At 71.4% G+C, this 18,225-nt stretch carries 17 protein-coding genes; 5 read left to right on the forward strand and 12 right to left on the reverse strand.

Annotation, left to right across the window (positions count from 1 at the left end):
* Window positions 1-9 precede the first annotated feature (9 nt).
* The 6 genes from LNW73_RS28160 to LNW73_RS28185 form a co-directional block, all read right to left on the reverse strand.
* Window positions 10-807 carry a phytanoyl-CoA dioxygenase family protein gene (locus LNW73_RS28160; protein WP_250991794.1) on the reverse strand — a complete coding sequence of 266 codons (798 nt, stop codon included), beginning with the start codon at window positions 805-807 and terminating at the stop codon, window positions 10-12.
* Between the two features lie 16 nt (window positions 808-823).
* Window positions 824-1,438, reverse strand: a complete 615-nt coding sequence (locus LNW73_RS28165) for a TetR/AcrR family transcriptional regulator (RefSeq protein WP_374118207.1) — start codon at window positions 1,436-1,438, stop codon at window positions 824-826.
* On the reverse strand, window positions 1,435-2,853 hold the full coding sequence (locus tag LNW73_RS28170; protein ID WP_250993061.1) for an MFS transporter: 1,419 nt from the start codon (window positions 2,851-2,853) through the stop codon (window positions 1,435-1,437). Before LNW73_RS28170 ends, LNW73_RS28165 begins: the two co-directional genes overlap by 4 nt.
* A gap of 180 nt (window positions 2,854-3,033) precedes the next feature.
* On the reverse strand, window positions 3,034-4,179 hold the full coding sequence (rho, locus tag LNW73_RS28175) for a transcription termination factor Rho (RefSeq protein ID WP_250991796.1): 1,146 nt from the start codon (window positions 4,177-4,179) through the stop codon (window positions 3,034-3,036).
* Window positions 4,180-4,478: 299 nt separating this feature from the next.
* Complete coding sequence (locus LNW73_RS28180; RefSeq protein WP_250991797.1) at window positions 4,479-5,693, reverse strand: D-alanyl-D-alanine carboxypeptidase family protein; 1,215 nt, start codon at window positions 5,691-5,693, stop codon at window positions 4,479-4,481.
* 90 nt (window positions 5,694-5,783) lie between these two features.
* A complete protein-coding gene (locus LNW73_RS28185) occupies window positions 5,784-6,746 on the reverse strand; it encodes a YihY/virulence factor BrkB family protein (RefSeq protein ID WP_250991798.1) in 963 nt (320 codons plus the stop codon).
* A 299-nt stretch (window positions 6,747-7,045) separates the two neighbouring features.
* Between LNW73_RS28185 and LNW73_RS28190 the strand changes: the two genes are divergently transcribed.
* From LNW73_RS28190 to LNW73_RS28200, 3 genes are all read left to right on the forward strand, one after another.
* Complete coding sequence (locus tag LNW73_RS28190; protein WP_250991799.1) at window positions 7,046-7,231, forward strand: hypothetical protein; 186 nt, start codon at window positions 7,046-7,048, stop codon at window positions 7,229-7,231.
* A gap of 124 nt (window positions 7,232-7,355) precedes the next feature.
* Window positions 7,356-7,721: a DUF1232 domain-containing protein gene (locus LNW73_RS28195; protein ID WP_250991800.1), complete on the forward strand. Its 366-nt coding sequence runs from the start codon at window positions 7,356-7,358 to the stop codon at window positions 7,719-7,721.
* Window positions 7,722-7,749: 28 nt separating this feature from the next.
* The gene (locus LNW73_RS28200) at window positions 7,750-8,181 is read left to right on the forward strand and encodes an ATP-binding protein (protein ID WP_250991801.1); all 432 of its coding nucleotides are present in this window, start codon (window positions 7,750-7,752) and stop codon (window positions 8,179-8,181) included.
* A 69-nt stretch (window positions 8,182-8,250) separates the two neighbouring features.
* Here the strand turns inward: LNW73_RS28200 and LNW73_RS28205 are convergent, their stop codons facing one another.
* From LNW73_RS28205 to LNW73_RS28225, 5 genes are all read right to left on the reverse strand, one after another.
* The gene (locus LNW73_RS28205; RefSeq protein ID WP_250991802.1) at window positions 8,251-10,962 is read right to left on the reverse strand and encodes a galactose-binding domain-containing protein; all 2,712 of its coding nucleotides are present in this window, start codon (window positions 10,960-10,962) and stop codon (window positions 8,251-8,253) included.
* A 441-nt stretch (window positions 10,963-11,403) separates the two neighbouring features.
* Window positions 11,404-12,075: a TetR/AcrR family transcriptional regulator gene (locus tag LNW73_RS28210; protein ID WP_250991803.1), complete on the reverse strand. Its 672-nt coding sequence runs from the start codon at window positions 12,073-12,075 to the stop codon at window positions 11,404-11,406.
* A gap of 113 nt (window positions 12,076-12,188) precedes the next feature.
* Entirely contained in the window at window positions 12,189-13,238 is a 1,050-nt protein-coding gene (locus LNW73_RS28215; protein ID WP_250991804.1) for a phosphatidylinositol-specific phospholipase C domain-containing protein, read from the reverse strand.
* Window positions 13,239-13,355: 117 nt separating this feature from the next.
* A complete protein-coding gene (locus tag LNW73_RS28220) occupies window positions 13,356-14,219 on the reverse strand; it encodes an MBL fold metallo-hydrolase (protein WP_250991805.1) in 864 nt (287 codons plus the stop codon).
* 9 nt (window positions 14,220-14,228) lie between these two features.
* On the reverse strand, window positions 14,229-15,254 hold the full coding sequence (locus LNW73_RS28225) for an LLM class flavin-dependent oxidoreductase (RefSeq protein WP_250991806.1): 1,026 nt from the start codon (window positions 15,252-15,254) through the stop codon (window positions 14,229-14,231).
* A 146-nt stretch (window positions 15,255-15,400) separates the two neighbouring features.
* Here LNW73_RS28225 and LNW73_RS28230 point away from each other — a divergent pair, with 146 nt between their 5' ends.
* Both LNW73_RS28230 and LNW73_RS28235 read left to right on the forward strand, forming a co-directional pair.
* Window positions 15,401-16,798: an NADP-dependent succinic semialdehyde dehydrogenase gene (locus LNW73_RS28230; RefSeq protein ID WP_250991807.1), complete on the forward strand. Its 1,398-nt coding sequence runs from the start codon at window positions 15,401-15,403 to the stop codon at window positions 16,796-16,798.
* Between the two features lie 202 nt (window positions 16,799-17,000).
* The gene (locus LNW73_RS28235; RefSeq protein WP_250991808.1) at window positions 17,001-17,648 is read left to right on the forward strand and encodes an LAETG motif-containing sortase-dependent surface protein; all 648 of its coding nucleotides are present in this window, start codon (window positions 17,001-17,003) and stop codon (window positions 17,646-17,648) included.
* Between the two features lie 100 nt (window positions 17,649-17,748).
* Here LNW73_RS28235 and LNW73_RS28240 read toward each other — a convergent pair whose 3' ends face one another.
* Window positions 17,749-18,207 carry a nuclear transport factor 2 family protein gene (locus LNW73_RS28240; protein WP_250991809.1) on the reverse strand — a complete coding sequence of 153 codons (459 nt, stop codon included), beginning with the start codon at window positions 18,205-18,207 and terminating at the stop codon, window positions 17,749-17,751.
* Window positions 18,208-18,225 lie beyond the last annotated feature (18 nt).

An 18,225-nucleotide genomic window follows, 5' to 3' on the forward strand; every position in this document is an offset into this window, starting at 1 on the left:
CCCTGAACGCTATCCAACGGTCCGGCCGCCGCCGATGCCGCGGGACCCCTCCAGGCTCCGCCGGATCGCGGTCTCCACCGGGCAGTAGGCGCCGTTGGACCGTTCCAGCTCGTAGTGGACCGCCGGAAACAGCGGGGGCTGCGCCATGAACCGGGGGCGGCTGCCGTGGTGCGGCTGGGCCGCGTGCACCAGGAAGGGATGACACAGATAGACGTCCCCGGGGCTGCCGGTGGCCAGCGCGACCGGCCGGTGCGCGCTCACCTCGTCGATCCGCGGGGCCATCTCCAGGATCGACGCTCCCTCCTCGCCGAACGGCAGCAGGACCGGCGGGACGTCCAGGTGTGAGCCGACCCGGATCCGGGTCGGAGCGTCCTCGGCGCCGGTCTCGCTGAAGAGGAACAGCATCAGCAGCGCCCGGCCCTCGGAACGGAGGTTGGCGAACGGCCACTTCTCGCCCTCGCGGTAGTAGCTGCCCTCGATGTGCCAGCCGGCGTCGTCGGGCTCCCGCGGGTGCGGGAAGCGGAGCGGGAAGGAGCCCAGCGAGGGCCGCGGCACCCAGCGGCCGGGGCCGACCAGATGATCGAACGCGTCGTGCAGCACCGGGGTGTTGGCGGCCTCCACGAAGGGCGCGTCCGACATGTCGGAGACCCAGTGCACCGGCTCCGTCCACGAGGCCGGGTCGTCCGGATCGGTGCCGGTCTTCGCCCAGAGCAGTTCCGCGCAGGCCCGCGCGGTCTCCTCGGAGAAGGCCCGTTCGATCCTGATGAAGCCGTTGTCGAGGAACTGCTCGATCGTCGTAGGGTCCACCCGACCATCCTCACCGTTACCGGGCGGCGGGAGCCAACGGGTTTCCGGCCGGAGTGATGAGCTCCTGCAGCGCGGGGGCGCAGCGCTCGACGAGGGCCGGCACGGTCATCGCGCGGACCGCCTCGCCGCGCGCGATCCCGTAGACGGCGCCGAGGCCCAGCAGCATGCCGACGGTGAGTTCGGCCCGCAGCTGGGCCTCCGGACCGGTCAGCCGCCGGGCGAGGCCGGCGATGACCTGCTCGCGGAAGTTGGCGCGCAGGATGTCGCCCTGTCCCTCGGCGGAGTGCAGCGGTGCGAAGACGATCCGCAGGATGGGGTCGATGCCGCGTTCGTTCTGGCTGGTGAGCACCTGGGTGACCATGTGCCGGCCGAGCTCGTCCAGCGGGGCGTCCAGCAGTACTTCCGCGTCGGACTCGAAGGAGATGATGCGGGCGAAGAGCTTCTCCTTGTTGCCGAAGTACTTCACGATCAGCGGCGCGCTCACCCCGGCCCGCTCCGCGATGGCCTTGAGGGTGATGTCGCCGTAGGCGCGCCGGCCCAGCATGGTGCGGGCGGCGCGCAGGATCGCGGCCTTGGTGGCGTCGGCGTCACGGCGCCGGCTGTCGGGGGCTGCTGTCGTCATGGGACTCATGCTCCCTCCAGCGCGGGGTCCGCGGCGGCTTCGGAGCGCTGCGCGGGCGGTGTCGGCCTGCCGCGCCGGCCGCCGGGGATCGACACGGCCGCGAGGAAGGCGAGGATCGCGACCCCGCCGGCCATGGTGAAGGCGATCAGATAGCCGTGCAGCGTGGGGATCTGCAGGCCGCCGATCGGCGCCGTGTGGTGGATCAGGATCGCCGCGACCGCGGCGCTGCAGGTGGCCTGGCCGACGGTGCGCATGAGAACGTTGACGCCGTTGGCGGACGCCGTCTGGCCGGCCGGGACGGCGCGCAGGATCAGCGTCGGAAGGGCGGAGTAGGCCAGCGTGGTCCCCGACGCGACGACGGAGGCGCCGACGATGATCGCCCACAGCTGCCGGCTGTCGGCGATGCGCAGCACATAGCCGAGGGTCAGCAGCACGGCTCCGGCGGCGAGGGTGAACTTCGGGCCGCGGGCCGCCGATATCCGGGCCGAGACGGGGGACAGCAGCAGCATGATGATGCCGCTGGGCAGCAGGCACAGCCCGCTCGCCACGATGGACAGCCCCAGCCCGTAGCCGGTCTCCTTGGGCGCCTGCACCAGCTGGGCGGTCACCAGCGAGTTGGCGTAGAAGGCGAAGCCCGCGAGGAGCGCGGCGATGTGCGGCAGCGCGACGCGCGGGCTGGCGGCCAGCCGCAGGTCCACCAGCGGGCTCGTGGCGCGCAGTTGCTGCCACCGCCATCCGGCGAGGATGACGACGGAGACCACGGCAAGACCCAGCACGGCCGGGCTGGTCCAGCCCCACTGGCCGCCCTGGGAGACGGCCAGCAGCAGACAGACGAGTCCGGCCGCGAGTCCGGCGGCGCCGGTGAAGTCGAAGCGGCCGGGGGAGCGGATCGGCGACTCGCGCACGACCCACCAGGCCAGCCCGAGGCCGAGCGCGCCCAGGGCGGTGGTGGCCCAGAACATGACGTGCCAGTCGGCGTACTGCACGATCAGGGCGGCCAGCGGCAGCCCGAAGGCGGCGCCGATGCCGACGGTCGAACTCATCATCGCCACGGCGGAGCCGGTCCGGTGCGGGGGCAGTTCGTCGCGCAGGATGCTGATGGACAGCGGTACGACGGCGGCGGCGGCGCCCTGCAGGGCGCGGGCGGCGATCAGCAGCCGGATGTCGGAGGTCACGGAGCACAGCAGGGAACCGAAGGTCATCAGCCCGAGCGCGATCAGCAGCACGCGGCGCTTGCCGTACATGTCGCCGGCCCGGCCCAGAACGGGGGTGAGGACGGCTCCGGCGAGCAGGGTCGCGGTCACCATCCAGGAGACGCCGGCGGGCGAGGCGCCGGTGAGGCGCGGCAGATCGGGCAGGAGCGGCACCACGACGGTCTGCATGATCGCCATGAGGATTCCGCCGAATGCCAGGACGGGGACCATGAGCCGTTTCCGGAAGTCCACGGGGCGCGCTCCAACGGACGAGAGGGGAGGTGAATAGACGTTCACCAGATTAGGTGAATTATTATTCACTGCCAAACGTCTTCCGGTCGGGTGCGGCCGGAGGGAGCCGGCCGGAGTACCGCCCGGACGGTCGGCTCAGGTGTTCAGGTGCTCAGACGTTCAGGCGCCGGGGACCGTGCGGTGGATCTGCTGGAGGAACGTGGCGTTGTCCGGGGACTGCCGCATCCGGTCGAGCAGTATTTCGAGGGTCTGCTGGGTGTCCCTGGACTGCAGGGCCCGGCGCAGGCCGCGCACGGCCGCCAGCTCGGCGGCGGGCAGCAGCAGCTCCTCGCGCCGGGTGCCGGACGGGGTCACGTCGATGGCCGGGAAGATCCGCTTCTCGGCGAGCGAGCGGTCCAGCCGCAGCTCCATGTTGCCGGTGCCCTTGAGCTCCTCGAAGAAGTAGTCGTCGGCCCGGGAGCCGGTGTCGACGAGGGCGGTCGCCAGGATGGTCAGGGAGCCGCCCTCCTCGGCGCAGCGCGCGGCGCCGAAGAGCCGCTTGGGCGCCTGCACCGCGGCGGAGTCGACACCGCCGCTGAGGGTGCGGCCGTTGCCGGGCGCCGCGTTGTTGTGGGCGCGGCACAGCCGGGTGATCGAGTCGAGGAGTATCACCACGTCCTGGCCGAGCTCGACGAGGCGCTTGGCGCGTTCGACGGCCAGTTCGGCGAGGGCGATGTGCTCCTTGGCCGGGCGGTCGAACGTCGAGGCGAGCACCTCGCCGCGCACCGACCGGCGCATGTCGGTGACCTCCTCGGGGCGTTCGTCCAGGAGGACGACCATGAGGTGGGCATCGGGGTGGTTGACGGCGACGGAGTTGGCCAGGCTCTGCAGGAGCAGGGTCTTGCCGGTCTTGGGCGGGGCCACGATGAGTCCGCGCTGGCCCTTGCCGACCGGTGCGACGAGGTCGACGAGCCGGGTGGTGAGGACGCCGGGCGAGGTCTCCAGCCGCAGCCGCTCGCGCGGGTGGACGGGGGTGAGATCACCGAAGTGCGGGCGGACGCCGGGAGCGCCGGCCTCGCGGCCGTTGATCCGTTCGACGGTGCCGAGGGCACGCGGCCGCTCGGTGGTGCCCTCGACGAGGTCGCCCGTGCGCAGTCCGTACTTGCGGATCTGAGCCGTGGTCACCTGCGGGTCGTCGGGCGCCGGGTGGTAGCCGCGAGTGCGCAGGAAGCCCTGGTTGCCGACGATGTCGAGGACGCCGGTGACCGGCGTCGGGACGGTGGTGCGGGTGGTTCTGGCAGGGGGGTGTTCGAGTGTGGTGGTCATGCTGGGTCCTTTCACGGACATGCCAAAGAAGGGTCCCGGCGGGGGCGGAGTGAGGGTGCGGACGTGTCACGCACCACTGGCTTGCCGACCCGCGAGGGAGAAGGAAGGAGATGTACTGCCGGGCGGCCGGTCCTGAAGGACGGAATTCGCCACGGCGGGGAGTGGAACAAGCACCGGCGCCGAGAAGCGGCGTACTCGAGTGCTGTTCGCACTGTAGCACGCCGCTTCGGGTGGTCGGGGAAATCCGCCGGAAATTCCGTCGGGAACAGCCCTGTGCCGCTCTTTCCGGCCGATCGCGGTCAGCGCGAGCGGAGGTACCGGCGGCGGGCGAAAACGGTACCGGCGGCGGCCGCCACCAGGGCGCCCCCGGCGCCGGACCAGGCCCAGCCGTTCCAGGCCGCGGCGGATTGCGAGGCGGGAGCGGTGGTCATCACCGGCGCCAGCGCGGCGGCCGCCGGCCGGCGTGGCGCCGAGGCGGGCACGGCGCGGGTGACGGTGTTCAGCGTGCCGACCGAGCCGTTCACCCCGGCGGCGTCGAAGCCCCAGTCCAGCAGGGCGCGGGCCTCCTTGTACACGGCCTGCGCGACGCCGGACTGCGGGTTCATCACCGTGGCGATCAGCGTGCGGTCACCGCGCTGGGCGGCGGCGATCAGCGTGTTGCCCGCGTTCGTGGTGTAGCCGTTCTTGACCCCGATGATCCCCGGGTACGTCCCCACACCGTCGGCCCCGGTCAGCAGGCGGTTGGTGTTCTGGATCTGGAACGGCGGCACCTCCCTGCCCCGGGAGTCGGTGCCGCCCGGGAACATCGCGGTGGCGGTGGAGGTGTAGCCGGCGAAGTACGGGGTGGCGAGACCGGCGCGGGCGAAGAGCGTCAGGTCGTAGGCCGACGAGACCTGGCCGGGGGCGTCGTACCCGTCGGGCGAGACCACCTCGGTGTCGTCGGCGCCGAGCATCCGCGCCTTGGCCTGCATCTGGGAGACCGTCAGGGGCACCGAACCGTTCATCCGGGCGAGTACATGGACCGCGTCGTTGCCCGAGCTGAGGAACACCCCGCGCCACAGGTCGGCCACCGTGTACGTCTGGCCCGCCTGCACCCCGACCCGGCTGCTGCCCGCTCCGATGCCGGACAGCTCGTCCTCGGTCACGGTATGCGTGGTCTCCTGCGCGAAGCGCGGCAGGACGGTGACGGCGAAGAGGGTCTTGAGGGTGCTGGCCGGCGGCAGCGCGCGGTGCGCGTCCTTGGCGGCGAGCACCTGGCCGGTGCGCGCGTCGGCCACCAGCCAGGAGAGGGCCGACAGGCCGGCGGGCAGCGCGGGCGAGCCGGACTTCGGCAGGACGTGCACCCCCGGCCGCGCCAGCGTCGCGCCGCCGATGACGGTACGGCCGGGCGCGTGGCCGTCGTCACCGTGGGCGGACGCCGGGGCGGCCGGGCAGCTGACGGTCAGACAGACGGCGGTGAGAGCCGCCGCGCGGGACCAGAGGGACGGGGTGCGGGCAGGACCGGAAACAGTCATGGGTTCACGGTAGGAACGCTTTCGCCCGTTCTGCGCGGTGACCTGCTCCATCCGGTGGAGCGAGCGGCCGGACGGCGGAACCCGTGCGGGTCACGCGCCCTCAGAAACCTGTTCGGACAGCGGATCTGACCGGTCGTCGGAGACCGTCCGGGCGCTGCGCCCCTTGGCCAGTTCGGCGTTGAAATGCGCGCCGACGAGCAGCGCGATGTGGGACACCCACAGCCAGACCAGGAACACGACGGTCCCGGCCAGCGACCCGTACAGCCGGCTGTACGTCCCGAAGACGGAGACGTAGAGGGCGAACCCCACCGAGGAGAGCAGCCACAGCACGACGGCCAGCGCACCACCCGGCGCCATCGCGCGCAGCGGCCGGAACCTGGCGGGCCCCGAGCGGAACAGGATCAGGACCAGCACCGTCGCCAGACACAGCAGCAGGGGCCACTTCAGCACGTTCCAGCTGGTCACCGCCGCCTCGTCCATCCCCAGCACCTGGCCGGCACGACGGGCCAGCTGACCCGTCGCCATCAGGGTGACCGCACTGCAGACCAGCAGGGTGAGCAGCACCAGCGCGGTGATGACGATGCGGGGCGCGGTCCGCCAGGCGGGCCGGTGGTCGGTCACGCCGTACATCGAGTGCAGCGCCCGCCGGAAGACGGCGAGGTAGCTGGAGGCGGACCACATCGCCGCCACCGTGCCGCTGGCCGCCAGGAACCAGGCCGCCGAGTGCTCCTGGGCCATGTCCTTCATGGTGCTCGCGACGAGCTGCCGCGACTCGGCCGGCACCACCGCCGTGACCTGGGCGATCAGATCACTGGTCGAGGAGGTCCCGGCCAGGCCGATCACCGAGACCGTCACCAGGAGGGTGGGGAACAGGGCGAGCATGGCGTAGTACGTGAGAGCCGCGGCCCGCTCGGAGGCGTCCTCGTCCCAGGCGGCGACGGCCGCGCCGCGCAGCGCCCGCAGGACCAGCCGCCGGTGTCCGGTCGGCCGGGCGACCGCCGCGGGCTTGCCGCCGGTGGGCCCCAGGGCCAGTACGGCCTGCTCGTCGATCATTTCCGGCTCCTCGGTGAAACGGTGCGCAGCGGACGCTGCCCGGTGGAACGGTGCCCCTCGAGACGGTGCTCGCTGAACGGTACGGAGTCGGCGGTGTGCCGATCTGCCAGTCGGATACCCGGGAACCGCCGGTCCAGCCGGGCCGGCCGGACCCCCGGATCCGGACACGGTCGCCGGGCATCCGGCGGTTGAAGGGCCGAATGCGGGCAAGACGCAGGGATGACCGATCAGTTGTGGACATCGTGTGAACCTCCGGTGTGCTCGGGAGGCTCAAAAAAAGCTTGGGAAAGGAAGTCCGGATGCTCGCCATCGCCGCGGCCGTCGTCTTCGCGGTCGCCTTCATCATCAACGCGACCAAAACCTCGACGGACATCGTATTCGCACCCGGCAGCCTCCAGCTCGTGGGGCTCGTGCTGGTCGCCCTCCACCTGGCGGGACTCGGCTCCGGATGGTCCGTCCCCAGCCGCCGCCGGCGCCGCCGCTGACCGCGGCCGCCGCGGACGGACGGTCATGGAACACTGAGGTGGCCACCGGCGAGTGGCCCGGCCGGAGCGGGTACAGGACTCCGGACGGGCGCCCGCCGGGCCGGCCCGCCGACTGGAGGACCGGATGAGCGACACCACCCTGGTATGGACCCTGGCGGCACTGGCCGTCGTGATCATGCTGGTCATCGCCGTACGGCTGGCCGTGCGCCTGGTCCGGGTGCGCCGACTGCTGGTGGCCGCCCATGTCCCGTTGACCGGGAAGGCGATGTTCTGGGGAGCCATCGCCTATCTCCTCTGCCCGGTCGATCTGCTGCCCGACCCGATCCTGATCGACGACATCGGCGTGCTGTGGCTGGCCGTGCGGGCCCTGGAGAGCGCGGCCCGCCGGGCCGGCATCGGCCCCGGTGAAGCGGACGGCGACCGTCCGGTGGCTCCCGCCACGCATGGAACACCGTCGCTGGGGCAGAGGGCGAAGAGAACGAGCACGTGACCGGCGAGGCAGAAGGGGCTCACCCCACATGCTGGATGTACTCACCACCGTGACGGAGCCTCTGCGGCGATCGATCCGCTACGCGGGCAGAGACGGCACCATCGCGGCCGCCCGCGACACGGCCGCCGCGTTCCTCGACGGCCTCGCCCCGGACCGCGCCGCCCCGGTGCCCGGCGAACGTGCCGAAGAGATCTTGCTGGTCGTGAGCGAGCTGGTGACCAACGCCGGACGCTACGCCCCGGGGCCGTATGTGATGGAGCTGGGCTACTGCGGCGGCGCCGTCGAGATCACGGTCTGGGACACCAGCTCCCAGCTGCCCCGGCGGTTCGAGCCCGACCCGCTGCGGATCGGCGGTCACGGGATGGAGATCGTCGGCCGGCTGTGCCGGCAGGTCACCGCCGAGCGCGTCCACGGCGGCAAGCGCGTCACCGCCCGCCTGGACGTGGACCGGCCGGCGTGAAGTGACCTGTACGCGCGTCGGCCCGGCCGGCGTGGTGCTGGTTGCCGGCCGGGCCCGTCGGAGCGGGGGTCAGGAGGCGTACACCTCGAACTCGGAGAGCTGGCCCGCGGGCCATCCGGTGTTCGCCGTGAACGTCAGCCGCAGATAGCGGGTGGTGGTTCCGGCGGGCAGCGTGATGCCGGCGCTGTTGCCGCTCGCCGGGTTGAAGGTGTAGCCCGCGGAGCCCTTGAGCGTGCTCCACGAGGAGTTGTCGGCGCTGCCGAGCACGCTCAGGGTCTGCGTGCGGGTGGCCCAGGCCGATGGCGGCGGGAGCTTGAGGACGATCCGGCCGGCCGTGGTGGCCGCGCCCAGGTCGACGGTCAGCGACTGCGGGAAGGCGTTGCTCGCGCTCTCCCAGTAGCTGGTGGAGTTCCCGTCGTTGGCGTTGCGGGCCGCGTAGACGTCATTGCTGCTGGTGGCGCTGATGTTCTTGCCCGCGGCCAGGTTGCTGTCGGCCGGCGGGGTGGTCGGGGGAGTGGTGGGCGGAGTCGTCGGCGGCGTCGTACCGGTGTGGCGGACCTCCAGCTCGGAGAGCTGGGCGGCCGGCCAGCCGGTGTTGGCCGAGACGGTCACCCGGACATAGCGCACATTCGCGGCGGTGAAGCCGGCGGTGACGGTGTTGGCGCCGCCCGGGTCGAAGGCGTACGCCTTCGGCGCGGCCAGCTGGCTGAAGTTCGTTCCGTCGGCGGAGCCGAGGACCGTGATGTTCTGCGAGCGCGACTCCCAGCCCGGCGGCAGCTTGAACGTCACGCTGTCGACGCTCGTGGCCGCGCAGAGGTCGACGGTCAGCGACTGCGGGAACGCGTTGTTGTTGCTTTCCCAGTAGCTGCCGGCGTTGCCGTCGACGGCGTTCGCCGCGCTGTAGCCGCCGTTGGCGCTGGTGGCGGTGACGGGCTTGCCCTGCGCGAGGTTGCCGGTGCCCGGGACGCAGGCCGGCGGGGTGGTCGGGGGAGTGGTGGGCGGTGTCGTGGGCGGGGTGGTCGGCGGGTTCGAGGGGTCCGACGGGATGCCGCCGTTGGTCCAGATCGGGGCGGGCCAGTTGCCGGTGCAGGTGGAACCGGTGTTCCAGCCGGAGTTCCCGCCGCCGTCGACGATCACGAAGCTCGGGCCGACGCAGTTGTGGATCGGGGTGGCGGCCTGGGCGATGTGCTTGGCCGTGACATTGGTGAACTTCATGTTGGCCTGCACCTGGGCCTGGATGGCGTAGGTACCGGCGCCGTCGATATTGATGTTGGTGAAGTTGACGCCGCTGACGCCGCCCTCGATGGTCTGGATCGCCTCGTAGGAGCTGTCCAGGATGTCGGTGTCGGTGATGTTGATGACCGCGCCGCTGATCGCCTCGTTCAGGCCGTCGAACCAGATCGCGCCGACCCCGAAGTTCCAGTTGAAGTCGCTGTTGCCGGTTCTGATCAGGGTGTTGCGGGCCGCGGTGATGGTGCCCGCGACGGCGGTGCCGTTGCCCGAGCTGACCCCGGGGTAGCGATTGGCGATGTGCAGGCCGCCGCCGTTGGAGATGGTGTCCGCCATCACGTTGTCGGAGATCGTGAAGTTCTTGCCGCCGTAGGTGACGATGTTGTTCGCCAGGATCGGCAGGATCACCGTGTTGTGGGTGAAGGAGTCACCGACGTTCGCGACCCGCTCCGGCCAGGACGCCAGCCCGTCGTCACCGAGGTTGCGCAGGAAGGTGTTGGTGACCGTGGAGTTGGTCACCCCGGTGTGGAAGTTCACGCCGTCCGCGGTCTGGTCCAGGATGCGGCTGTTCTTGATGGTGAAGTTGTCCATCGGGCCGTCCATCCAGGCGCCGACCTTGGTGTGCTGGATCCACAGGTTGTCGACCACCGAGTTGGACATCGCGCCGCCGAGGCCGTTGACCTGGTCGTCGTCCGAGCGCTCGCGGATGTCGCCGATGATGGCGAAGTCCTTCAGGGTGACGTTCCGGCTCGGCCCGTTGGCCTCCTGCGGCCGCACCCCGCCGGTGTAGCCGCCACCGGGGACGTACTTGCCGTAGATGCCCGCGGCGCGGTTGCGGTTCACCGGGTCGCGCCCGCCGAGCACGCTGTACCACGGCCCCGCGCCGGCCAGGGTGACGCCGTCGACGACCACATGGTCGTAGAGCGTGAAGTTGCCCTGCGGGATGTAGACGGTCTTCCCCTGCGCCTGGCCGGCGTTGACCGCCGCCTGGAACTTGGCGGTGGAGTCGACGGCGCCGGTCGGGTCCGCGCCGAAGTCGGCGACCACGTCGAGCGCGCCGGCCGGCTTGGCTATCGGGGCCGCGACCTGCTCGAAGTCGGCCAGGTCGATGGTGAAGGTGGGGGAGGCGGCGGTCGAGGCCACCTGCAGCCGGATCTTCGTCCCGGCCGGCAGCGTCGAGCCGAGCAGGGTCCGGGTCTCGTCGTAGAAGTGGTGCGGGTTGGTGTCGCCCGGGTTGTTGTTGAACGGATAGCCGCCGTAGTACCAGCTGTACTTGGAGGTCACCGGCACGCTCTTCAGCGTGGAGCCGTTGACCTTCAGGTCGATGGCCGCGTCGCGCCCGGCACCGTTCGACGTGTCGGGCAGGCTGTAGCGGAACGACATGGCGTTCGCGGGGGCGCTCAGCGTGAACTCGACGTACTGCCCGACCGCGTTCAGCGTGACGGCCTGCCGGCCCTGCGCCTCGGACGGCAGATTGCCGTACAGCCGGTCCGGCCCGATCACCGTGCCGTTGGTGGCGGCGTACTCCGCCTCCTGCTCCTTGAACGGCACGACCGCGCCACGGTTCGGAACATCCAGGGGGACAGCGCGGCGACGCCCGCCGCGTGCGCGGCGGGCGCGGTGGCGAGGCCCACTCCGGTGAGCGCGGCGGCCGCGCTGACGACGAGCGAGACGATCGCGGTGGTACTGCGCCTGAGGCGGGGACTTGGGGGTGCATGCATCACAGAGGCACGTCCTTGCAGGTCGAAGGTGGGGGCGGGAGGCGCGCGTTGCGGCTGCGCTTCGGGCACGTGTCGTGGGGGTTTCGGCCGGGCGTGGGAGAGACTACGAGCACCCCTGCAGCAAGTCCATAAGTCAGCGCAATATTGCGACGATCGATTGCAAGGAAGAGCTAGACTCATGGCACAAAAGGGTGTTGAAGGGCGGCGTGGGAGAGCCACGGGTCGGAAGCACGTGCTGTGACGGCCGCATATGCGGCGGCGGGGGGACCCGTTACCGGGTGACGAAGACCTCGATGCCGTCGAGCAGGCGGCGCAGCCCGAACTCGAAGATCGTGTCGAGGTTGATCTCCAGGTCGTGGCGCCCGGCGAGGGAGGAGTACATGGGGAACCGGCCCGACGTCACGATGGCCTGCATCGCCGCGTCGTTGGCGTCCAGATACTGCTGGCTGGTGATCCCGGTGGCGTGCTCGGCCTCCGCCTCGGCCTCGGCCTCCAGGTTCACCGCCGTACCCCGGGCGTAGTTCACCATCGTGACCGCCACATAGATCATGTCGGCCGGATCGAGGTGGTCCAGTGCGCGCATGGACCACTCGACGACCGCCATCGCGTTGGGCACCAGCGGCGGCCTGGTCGTCGACATCACCTGCGCCAGCCACGGGTGGCGGCGGTGCATCTCCCACTGCAGCCGGGTGCCCTGCTCCAGCCGGTCCCGCCAGCCGGACGGTCCCGGCTCGGGCAGTTCTGCCCGGCCGGCCGCCTCGTCGGCCATCAGCACGACGAGTTCGTCCTTGCCCGGCACATGGCGGTAGAGCGCCATCGCGGCCACGCCGAGCTCGGCGGCGACCCGGCGCATGGACGCTGCCTGCAGTCCCTCCGCGTCGGCGATCGCGATCGCGGCGAGCACGATCCGTTCGCGCGCGACGCGTTCGTCGGCGGACTGCACGCCGCCGCCATCGGCGCCGCGGTGGTGTGCGCCGCGGCGGCCGCCCTCGCGCTGTACGCGCTGCGGGACGTGCCGGCCGCGCCGCTCACCACCGTGGCGGATCCGGAAGCGGGTCAGCCGCGCGGGTACACCGAGGAGAGCACGGACGGCAGCGCGTACCAGTCGGCGGTCACCAGGCTGCCGTGACGGGCGGCGACCTGCGCGGCCTTGGCCCGCGCCTCGGCCTCCGTCGGATGGGTGCCGTCGATGGCGGGCGCCACCTTGTTCACGTCCGTCATCACCACGATGTAGTGCCTGTTGTCGTACCAGGCGGTGTCGATACCGCCGTCCACATAGGCGGCGGCGTCACCGTCGAAGAACACGAACCACGGCCGGAGCGTCGCGTCCGGGTAGCGGGAGGTCCGCGGGTCGGCCGCCGCGGCGCCGTGCACGGCGGGGAACGCGGTCGCCTGGGACAGCGTTCCGGCGGCAGCGAGGTTCCGCAGCCGGGTCGCGTACTCCTTGTCGGTCCACAGGCTGTCGAACGGGTTGCTCTCCTCGACCGTGCCGGGTATCAGGTCGACGAGGAACTTGCCCGCCAGCGCCGCCCGCGTCGGCCAGGCGCCCGCGAGCGCCGCCGCGTCGAGGGTGCCGTGCCCGCCCACCAGGTCCGCCGGGCGGTACAGGGCGTTGCCGAGCTTGCCGCCCACCAGGGCGTCGAACTCGTCGGGGCCCAGGCCGCCCTTGTCGTTGAAGCCGTCCTTCATCTCCACCTTGAGCAGCACCGGGGCGTGTCCGGGGTGCGCGTCGCTCCATGCCTTGATGTCGGCGAAGCAGCCGTCGAGGCCCTGGTTGACCGGCTTGACGCGCAACTGGGAGGCGTTGGCGGCGTTCTCGCAGTTGTTGTCGTTGCCGAAGGGGTTGCTGTGCGAGACACGGAACTTCGCGCCGCCCAGCGCGTTGGTCCAGACGTCCAGTTCCAGCAGCGCGGCACCGGAGTCCAGCGCGTCGGCGAAGTACGGGTACTTGGCCTTGTCGTACGCGTTGTGCACACCCACCCCGGTGCTGCCGGAGTAGGGGAGGGAGTCGGTGCCCGCCGCCTGCGATCCGGTCGGGACGAGAAGGGTCAGTGCCGCCGCCGCGGCGAGTGCCGCCGCTGCCGATGTGCGTCCGAACATGCGCATGAGCCGCCTCCCATAGAGAGCAAGTGGGAAGCAGGTTAGGGGAGTTGTGCTGCCGCAGGGTGATCGCGAGACGACCGGACGTGAACTACTCGGTGCCGGAAGCCAACGAGGACGGCGCTAACCCGTGATGTCCACGATGAAGTTGTCAAAAATGTGCGCACCGGGGCGGCCGCCGGTCTCGGTGAGCGCCGTCCGCAGGGCGATCAACTGCCCGACGGTCAGCTGCAGTGGCGGCTCGTCCGGCTGGTACGTGGTGCCGCGCGGATACGCGTCACCGGGAGCGGTGGTCATCTCGATGTGGCAGCCCAGGATGTGGGTCACCGGCCGGGTGGCGCAGAAGTCGAGCAGCCGGTCGACGGTGGCGGTGAACGCAGCGGTGTCCTGGACGTAGAGCATGCCCGGGTAGAAGGAGTCACCGGTCAGCAGCAGACCGGTGGCCCGGTCGTAGAGCACGACGGCCGCCTCCTGGTGGCCGGGGCCCGGGATCACGTCCAGGATCCGGCCGCCGCCGAGGTCCAGTTCGGCCCTGCCGTCCGGCCAGCCCGCCAGGCCGAAGAAGTCGACGACGTCCGCCAGACCGGTCCCCACCACGGTGGTGTCCGGGCGGCCGGTGAACTGGCCGTCGGCCGCGATGTGGTCACCGTGCCCGTGGGTGTGGGCGACCAGCAGCCCGTAGCCCGGCCGGGGATGGCGTACGAGCCAGTCCTCGATCGCCGCGTCGACCGTGCGGCGCAGCGGGAAGTACCGCTCGTCCGCGGTGGCCCCGGTGTCCAGCAGCAGCGCCCGGTCCGCGCCGAGGAACAGGAACACGAACGGCGCCTCGAAGTGCACCGACATGTTCTGCCGCAGGATCAGCGTGCTCTCGTCGTACGCGTGCACCTGGATCTCCGGCGCGGGGTCGTGCTTCGCCGACGGCCAGCCGGCGTGCCACCGGACGTCGAGGTCTCCCGGCCCGGCCGGCGGCCCGCTGAACTCGTTCATGGGGCGACGCTACAGGGCGCCCGCCGGGGCGCCGATGCCCGCCGCCACGGCCAGCCGGCCGAAGGAGTCGAGCAGTTCCGCGCGGTCGAAGGTACTGGTGGTCAGCATGAGCTCGTCGGCGCCGGTGCGGCCCACGAGCGCGCCCAGCGCCGCGGCCACCTCGTCCCCGGTCCCGTGGATCTGGCCCTCCAGCGCCGCGTCGAAGTACGAGCGCTCCCGCGCCGACATCTCCAGCGACTCCACCTCCGCCGTCGGCAGCAGCGGCGGGAAGGCCCCATGGGTGCGGGAGTACGCGCTCGACCAGGCCTCGGACAGCAGCAGCCGGCGCGCGCCCGCCGGCGACGCGGCGGCCGCGGCGTTCGCCGACACCACGACGTACGGCTCCGCCGACCAGACGGAGGTACGGAAACCGTCCCGGTACCGCTCGATGGCGCGCAGCATCGGGTCCTCGCCACGGACGGCGCCGATCACCAGCGGCAGCCCCAGCGCCGCCGCGTGATCGGCCCCTGAGCCGGTGGCCAGCACGAACGCGGGGGGCCGCAGGCCCTCGGCGGGCCAGGCGTGCACCTCGGGGTGCACCCGCTGCTCACCGGTGAACCAGCCGAGCAGCTCCGTCAGCTGCGCGCCGAAGTCCTCGGCGGCCTCCTTGTCACGGCCCAGCGCCCGCCGGATGCCGTCGGTGAACCCGACCGACCGGCCCAGGCCCATGTCGACGCGGCCGGGGAAGAGCGCCTCCAGGACGCCGAACTGCTCCGCCACCACCAGCGGCCGGTGATTGGGCAGCATCACGCCGCCCGTACCGACCCGGATCCGTGAGGTGGCGGCCGCGACGGCCGCCACCAGCACGGTCGGTGCCGAACCGGCCACTCCGGGCACACTGTGGTGCTCCGAGACCCAGAACCGGTGGTAGCCGAGCGTCTCGGCCTGCCGGGCGAAGCGGACGGTGTCCCGCAGCGCCTGGGAATGGCTCTGTCCCTGGCGGGTGCGCGACCGGTCCAGGATGGACAGCGGGATGTCTCGGAGTGCTGATGTCACCTTCGGTTCAACGCCGTGGATCACTGAGGATTCCCGGCCCGGATCCGCCGTCCGGCCCCCGGTGGCGCGGCGCCGGTGCCGAATGCGGGTTCATACGCGAAAATGGGGCAAACGATCAGGACAGCCGAGCCCCAGGAGGCATTGCCGTGCCGATCGCGACCGTGAACCCGGCGACGGGCGAGACGCTCAGGACGTTCGAGGCCCTCGGGACCGCCGGGGTCGAGGAGAAGCTCGCCCTGGCCGAAGCCGCCTTCCGCCAGTACCGCACCACCTCCTTCGACGAGCGCGCCGAGCTGATGCGCCGCGCGGCCGCGCTGCTGGAGGAGGAGGGCGAGGACATCGCCCGCACCATGACCACCGAGATGGGCAAGACGCTGGTCGCCGCCCGCGCGGAGGCCGCCAAGTGCGCCAAGGCCATGCGCTGGTACGCGGAGCGTGCCGAGGGGCTGCTGGCCGACGAGCACCCGGAGCCGGCCGACGTCAAGGACTCCGGCGGCAGCCGCGCCTTTGTGCGCTACCGCCCGCTGGGCGTGGTGCTGGCCGTCATGCCGTGGAACTTCCCGCTCTGGCAGGTGGTCCGGTTCGCCGCGCCGGCCCTGATGGCGGGCAACACCGGCCTGCTCAAACACGCCTCGAACGTTCCGCAGACCGCGCTGTACCTGGGCGACCTGTTCCACCGTGCGGGATTCCCCGAGGGGTGCTTCCAGACGCTGCTGATCGGATCCGGCGCCGTCGAGGAGATCCTGCGCGACCCGCGGATCGTGGCGGCGACCCTGACCGGCAGCGAGCCGGCCGGCCGCGCGGTGGCCGCGACCGCCGGTGACGTCGTCAAGCACACCGTCCTGGAACTCGGCGGCAGCGACCCGTACGTGGTCATGCCGTCCGCCGACGTCGCGCGGGCCGCGAAGACCGCGGTCACCGCCCGGGTGCAGAACAACGGGCAGTCCTGCATCGCGGCCAAGCGCTTCATCGTGCACGCCGACGTGTACGACGAGTTCGCCGCGCTCTTCACCGAGGCGATGGCCGCCCTGCGGATCGGCGACCCGATGGACGAGTCCACCGACGTCGGGCCGCTCGCCACCGAACAGGGCCGGGCCGATCTGGAGGAACTCGTCACCGACGCCGAGAAGCTCGGCGCGACGGCGCTCTGCGGCGGGCAGCGCCCCGCGTCGCAGGCGGCGGGCTGGTTCTACGAGCCGACGGTGCTCGCGGGCATCACCGAGCGGATGCGCATCCATCACGAGGAGGCGTTCGGCCCGGTGGCCACCCTCTACAAGGCCGCGGATCTCGACGAGGCGGTACGGCTGGCCAACGACACGCCCTTCGGCCTCAGCTCCAACGTCTGGACCCGGGACGAAGCCGAACAGGACCGCTTCGTAAGGGACCTGGAGGCGGGCGGCGTCTTCTTCAACGGCATGACCGCCTCCCACCCGGCCATGCCGTTCGGCGGGGTGAAGCGGTCCGGCTACGGGCGCGAGCTGTCCGGCCACGGCATCCGCGAGTTCTGCAACATCACCACGGTGTGGCACAGCGCGGCCTCCTGACCGCCTGCCGACCGACGGCCGCCGCCGGCCCCGATCCGTCCGTGACCCCCGGTGCCCCTGTGGCGCCGGGGGTCACTGCTGAGCGGGTGCGGACATGACACCTGGGGCGGTGTCGGGACGCGTGAGGGGCGGGTGTATGGTCCGCGTCTCGCACATGCGCGGCTGAACGGGGCTGCCGCCCAGGGATGTTCATGGAGGATTCATGCAGATAAAGCACAATGGCCGGGTTCGTACCGGTGCGATAGCCGCTGTCAGTTTCGCGGCACTTGTCGGAACGGGCGTTCTCGCCACTCCGGCATCGGCGCACACGCCGGTCTGGTCGGTTACCTGCGACAAGGTCACCGTCGACCTCACGCAGTACAACAGCAGGGTCGAGAACACCGTCACGATCACCGTGGACGGCAAGGACCTGCTGGCGACGACCAGCTTCAAGAGCAAGTTCCACAAGACGCTGGAGCTGGCGAAGCACGGTCAGGACGTGTCCGTGCACCTCGTCGTCAAGGCGGGCGACACGACCGCCAAGCACAACTTCGACAAGGACGAGACCAAGACGGTCGCGCCCTGCAAGGGTGACGAGTCCACCCCGCCGACCGTTCCGCCCACCACGCCCCCCACCACGACGCCGACCACGGTGCCGGCCACGCCGACCACCCCGGCGACCACGGTGCCGGCCACGCCGACGTCGAGCGCGCCCGTCGTCAAGCCGAGCCAGTCCACCCCGCCGACCAACCTGGCGGAGACCGGTGGTTCCAGCTCCACGCCGATCATCGGCGGCATCGCCGCTGCCGTCGTGGCCGCCGGTGCGGGCCTGCTCTTCATGAACCGGAAGCGCCGCTCCTCGCACAGCTGATCCACCAGTTCCCACCCGCAGGCGGAATCCCCGTAGCGCGTCGGAGGGCCCGCACTCCTGGACTGCCCAGGGGTGCGGGCCCTTCTCGTGGGCCGCGGTGTCAGCCCTTCGGCCGGCCGGGCGCGCTCGGCGCGAAGTGCAGGTAGGACTTCTCCTGGAAGCGTTCAGCGATGCGCCAGGCGCCGTCGACACGGACGAAAGCATCGATGTACCACATACCGCAGTGCAGCACCCCGCCGTCCGCCGCGCCCTGCTCGCCGGGCAGGACCAGCGGGTTGTGACACATGGTGCGGCCGGTCGCGGTGTCGCCGTCGAGCCGGATCGAGGCGTTGCCCAGGAGGTGCTGGTAGGCGGGGAACCGCCCCATCACGGAGCCGAGGAAGTCCTTGATCTCCGGGAGGGTGCCGCGGGGCCCGCCGGTCGCGGTGTAGTCGATGACGGCGCCCGCCGCGAACACCTCGTCGAGCAGGTCCCATTGCCGGGTGTCGACGGCGTGGCAGTAGTCGACCATCAGGTCCTGTATCTCCAGCCGGTCGGAGATTTCGGTGAGCGTCAGCATGCGGCTCCCGGTACTTCG

This window comes from Streptomyces sp. RKAG337 (assembly GCF_023701715.1).
In the GTDB taxonomy this organism is placed as follows: Bacteria; Actinomycetota; Actinomycetes; order Streptomycetales; family Streptomycetaceae; genus Actinacidiphila.

Excerpts from the sequence above, each read along its gene's own strand:
- LNW73_RS28170 (WP_250993061.1), bottom strand. The coding sequence starts at position 2,853 with ATGGTCCCCGTCCTGGCATTCGGCGGAATCCTCATGGCGATCATGCAG.
- LNW73_RS28220 (WP_250991805.1), bottom strand. The coding sequence starts at position 14,219 with ATGAACGAGTTCAGCGGGCCGCCGGCCGGGCCGGGAGACCTCGACGTC.
- LNW73_RS28215 (WP_250991804.1), bottom strand. The coding sequence starts at position 13,238 with ATGCGCATGTTCGGACGCACATCGGCAGCGGCGGCACTCGCCGCGGCG.
- LNW73_RS28185 (WP_250991798.1), bottom strand. The coding sequence starts at position 6,746 with ATGATCGACGAGCAGGCCGTACTGGCCCTGGGGCCCACCGGCGGCAAG.
- LNW73_RS28195 (WP_250991800.1), top strand. The coding sequence starts at position 7,356 with ATGAGCGACACCACCCTGGTATGGACCCTGGCGGCACTGGCCGTCGTG.
- LNW73_RS28180 (WP_250991797.1), bottom strand. The coding sequence starts at position 5,693 with ATGACTGTTTCCGGTCCTGCCCGCACCCCGTCCCTCTGGTCCCGCGCG.
- LNW73_RS28235 (WP_250991808.1), top strand. The coding sequence starts at position 17,001 with ATGCAGATAAAGCACAATGGCCGGGTTCGTACCGGTGCGATAGCCGCT.
- LNW73_RS28240 (WP_250991809.1), bottom strand. The coding sequence starts at position 18,207 with ATGCTGACGCTCACCGAAATCTCCGACCGGCTGGAGATACAGGACCTG.
- rho (WP_250991796.1), bottom strand. The coding sequence starts at position 4,179 with ATGACCACCACACTCGAACACCCCCCTGCCAGAACCACCCGCACCACC.
- LNW73_RS28165 (WP_374118207.1), bottom strand. The coding sequence starts at position 1,438 with ATGAGTCCCATGACGACAGCAGCCCCCGACAGCCGGCGCCGTGACGCC.
- LNW73_RS28190 (WP_250991799.1), top strand. The coding sequence starts at position 7,046 with ATGCTCGCCATCGCCGCGGCCGTCGTCTTCGCGGTCGCCTTCATCATC.
- LNW73_RS28200 (WP_250991801.1), top strand. The coding sequence starts at position 7,750 with ATGCTGGATGTACTCACCACCGTGACGGAGCCTCTGCGGCGATCGATC.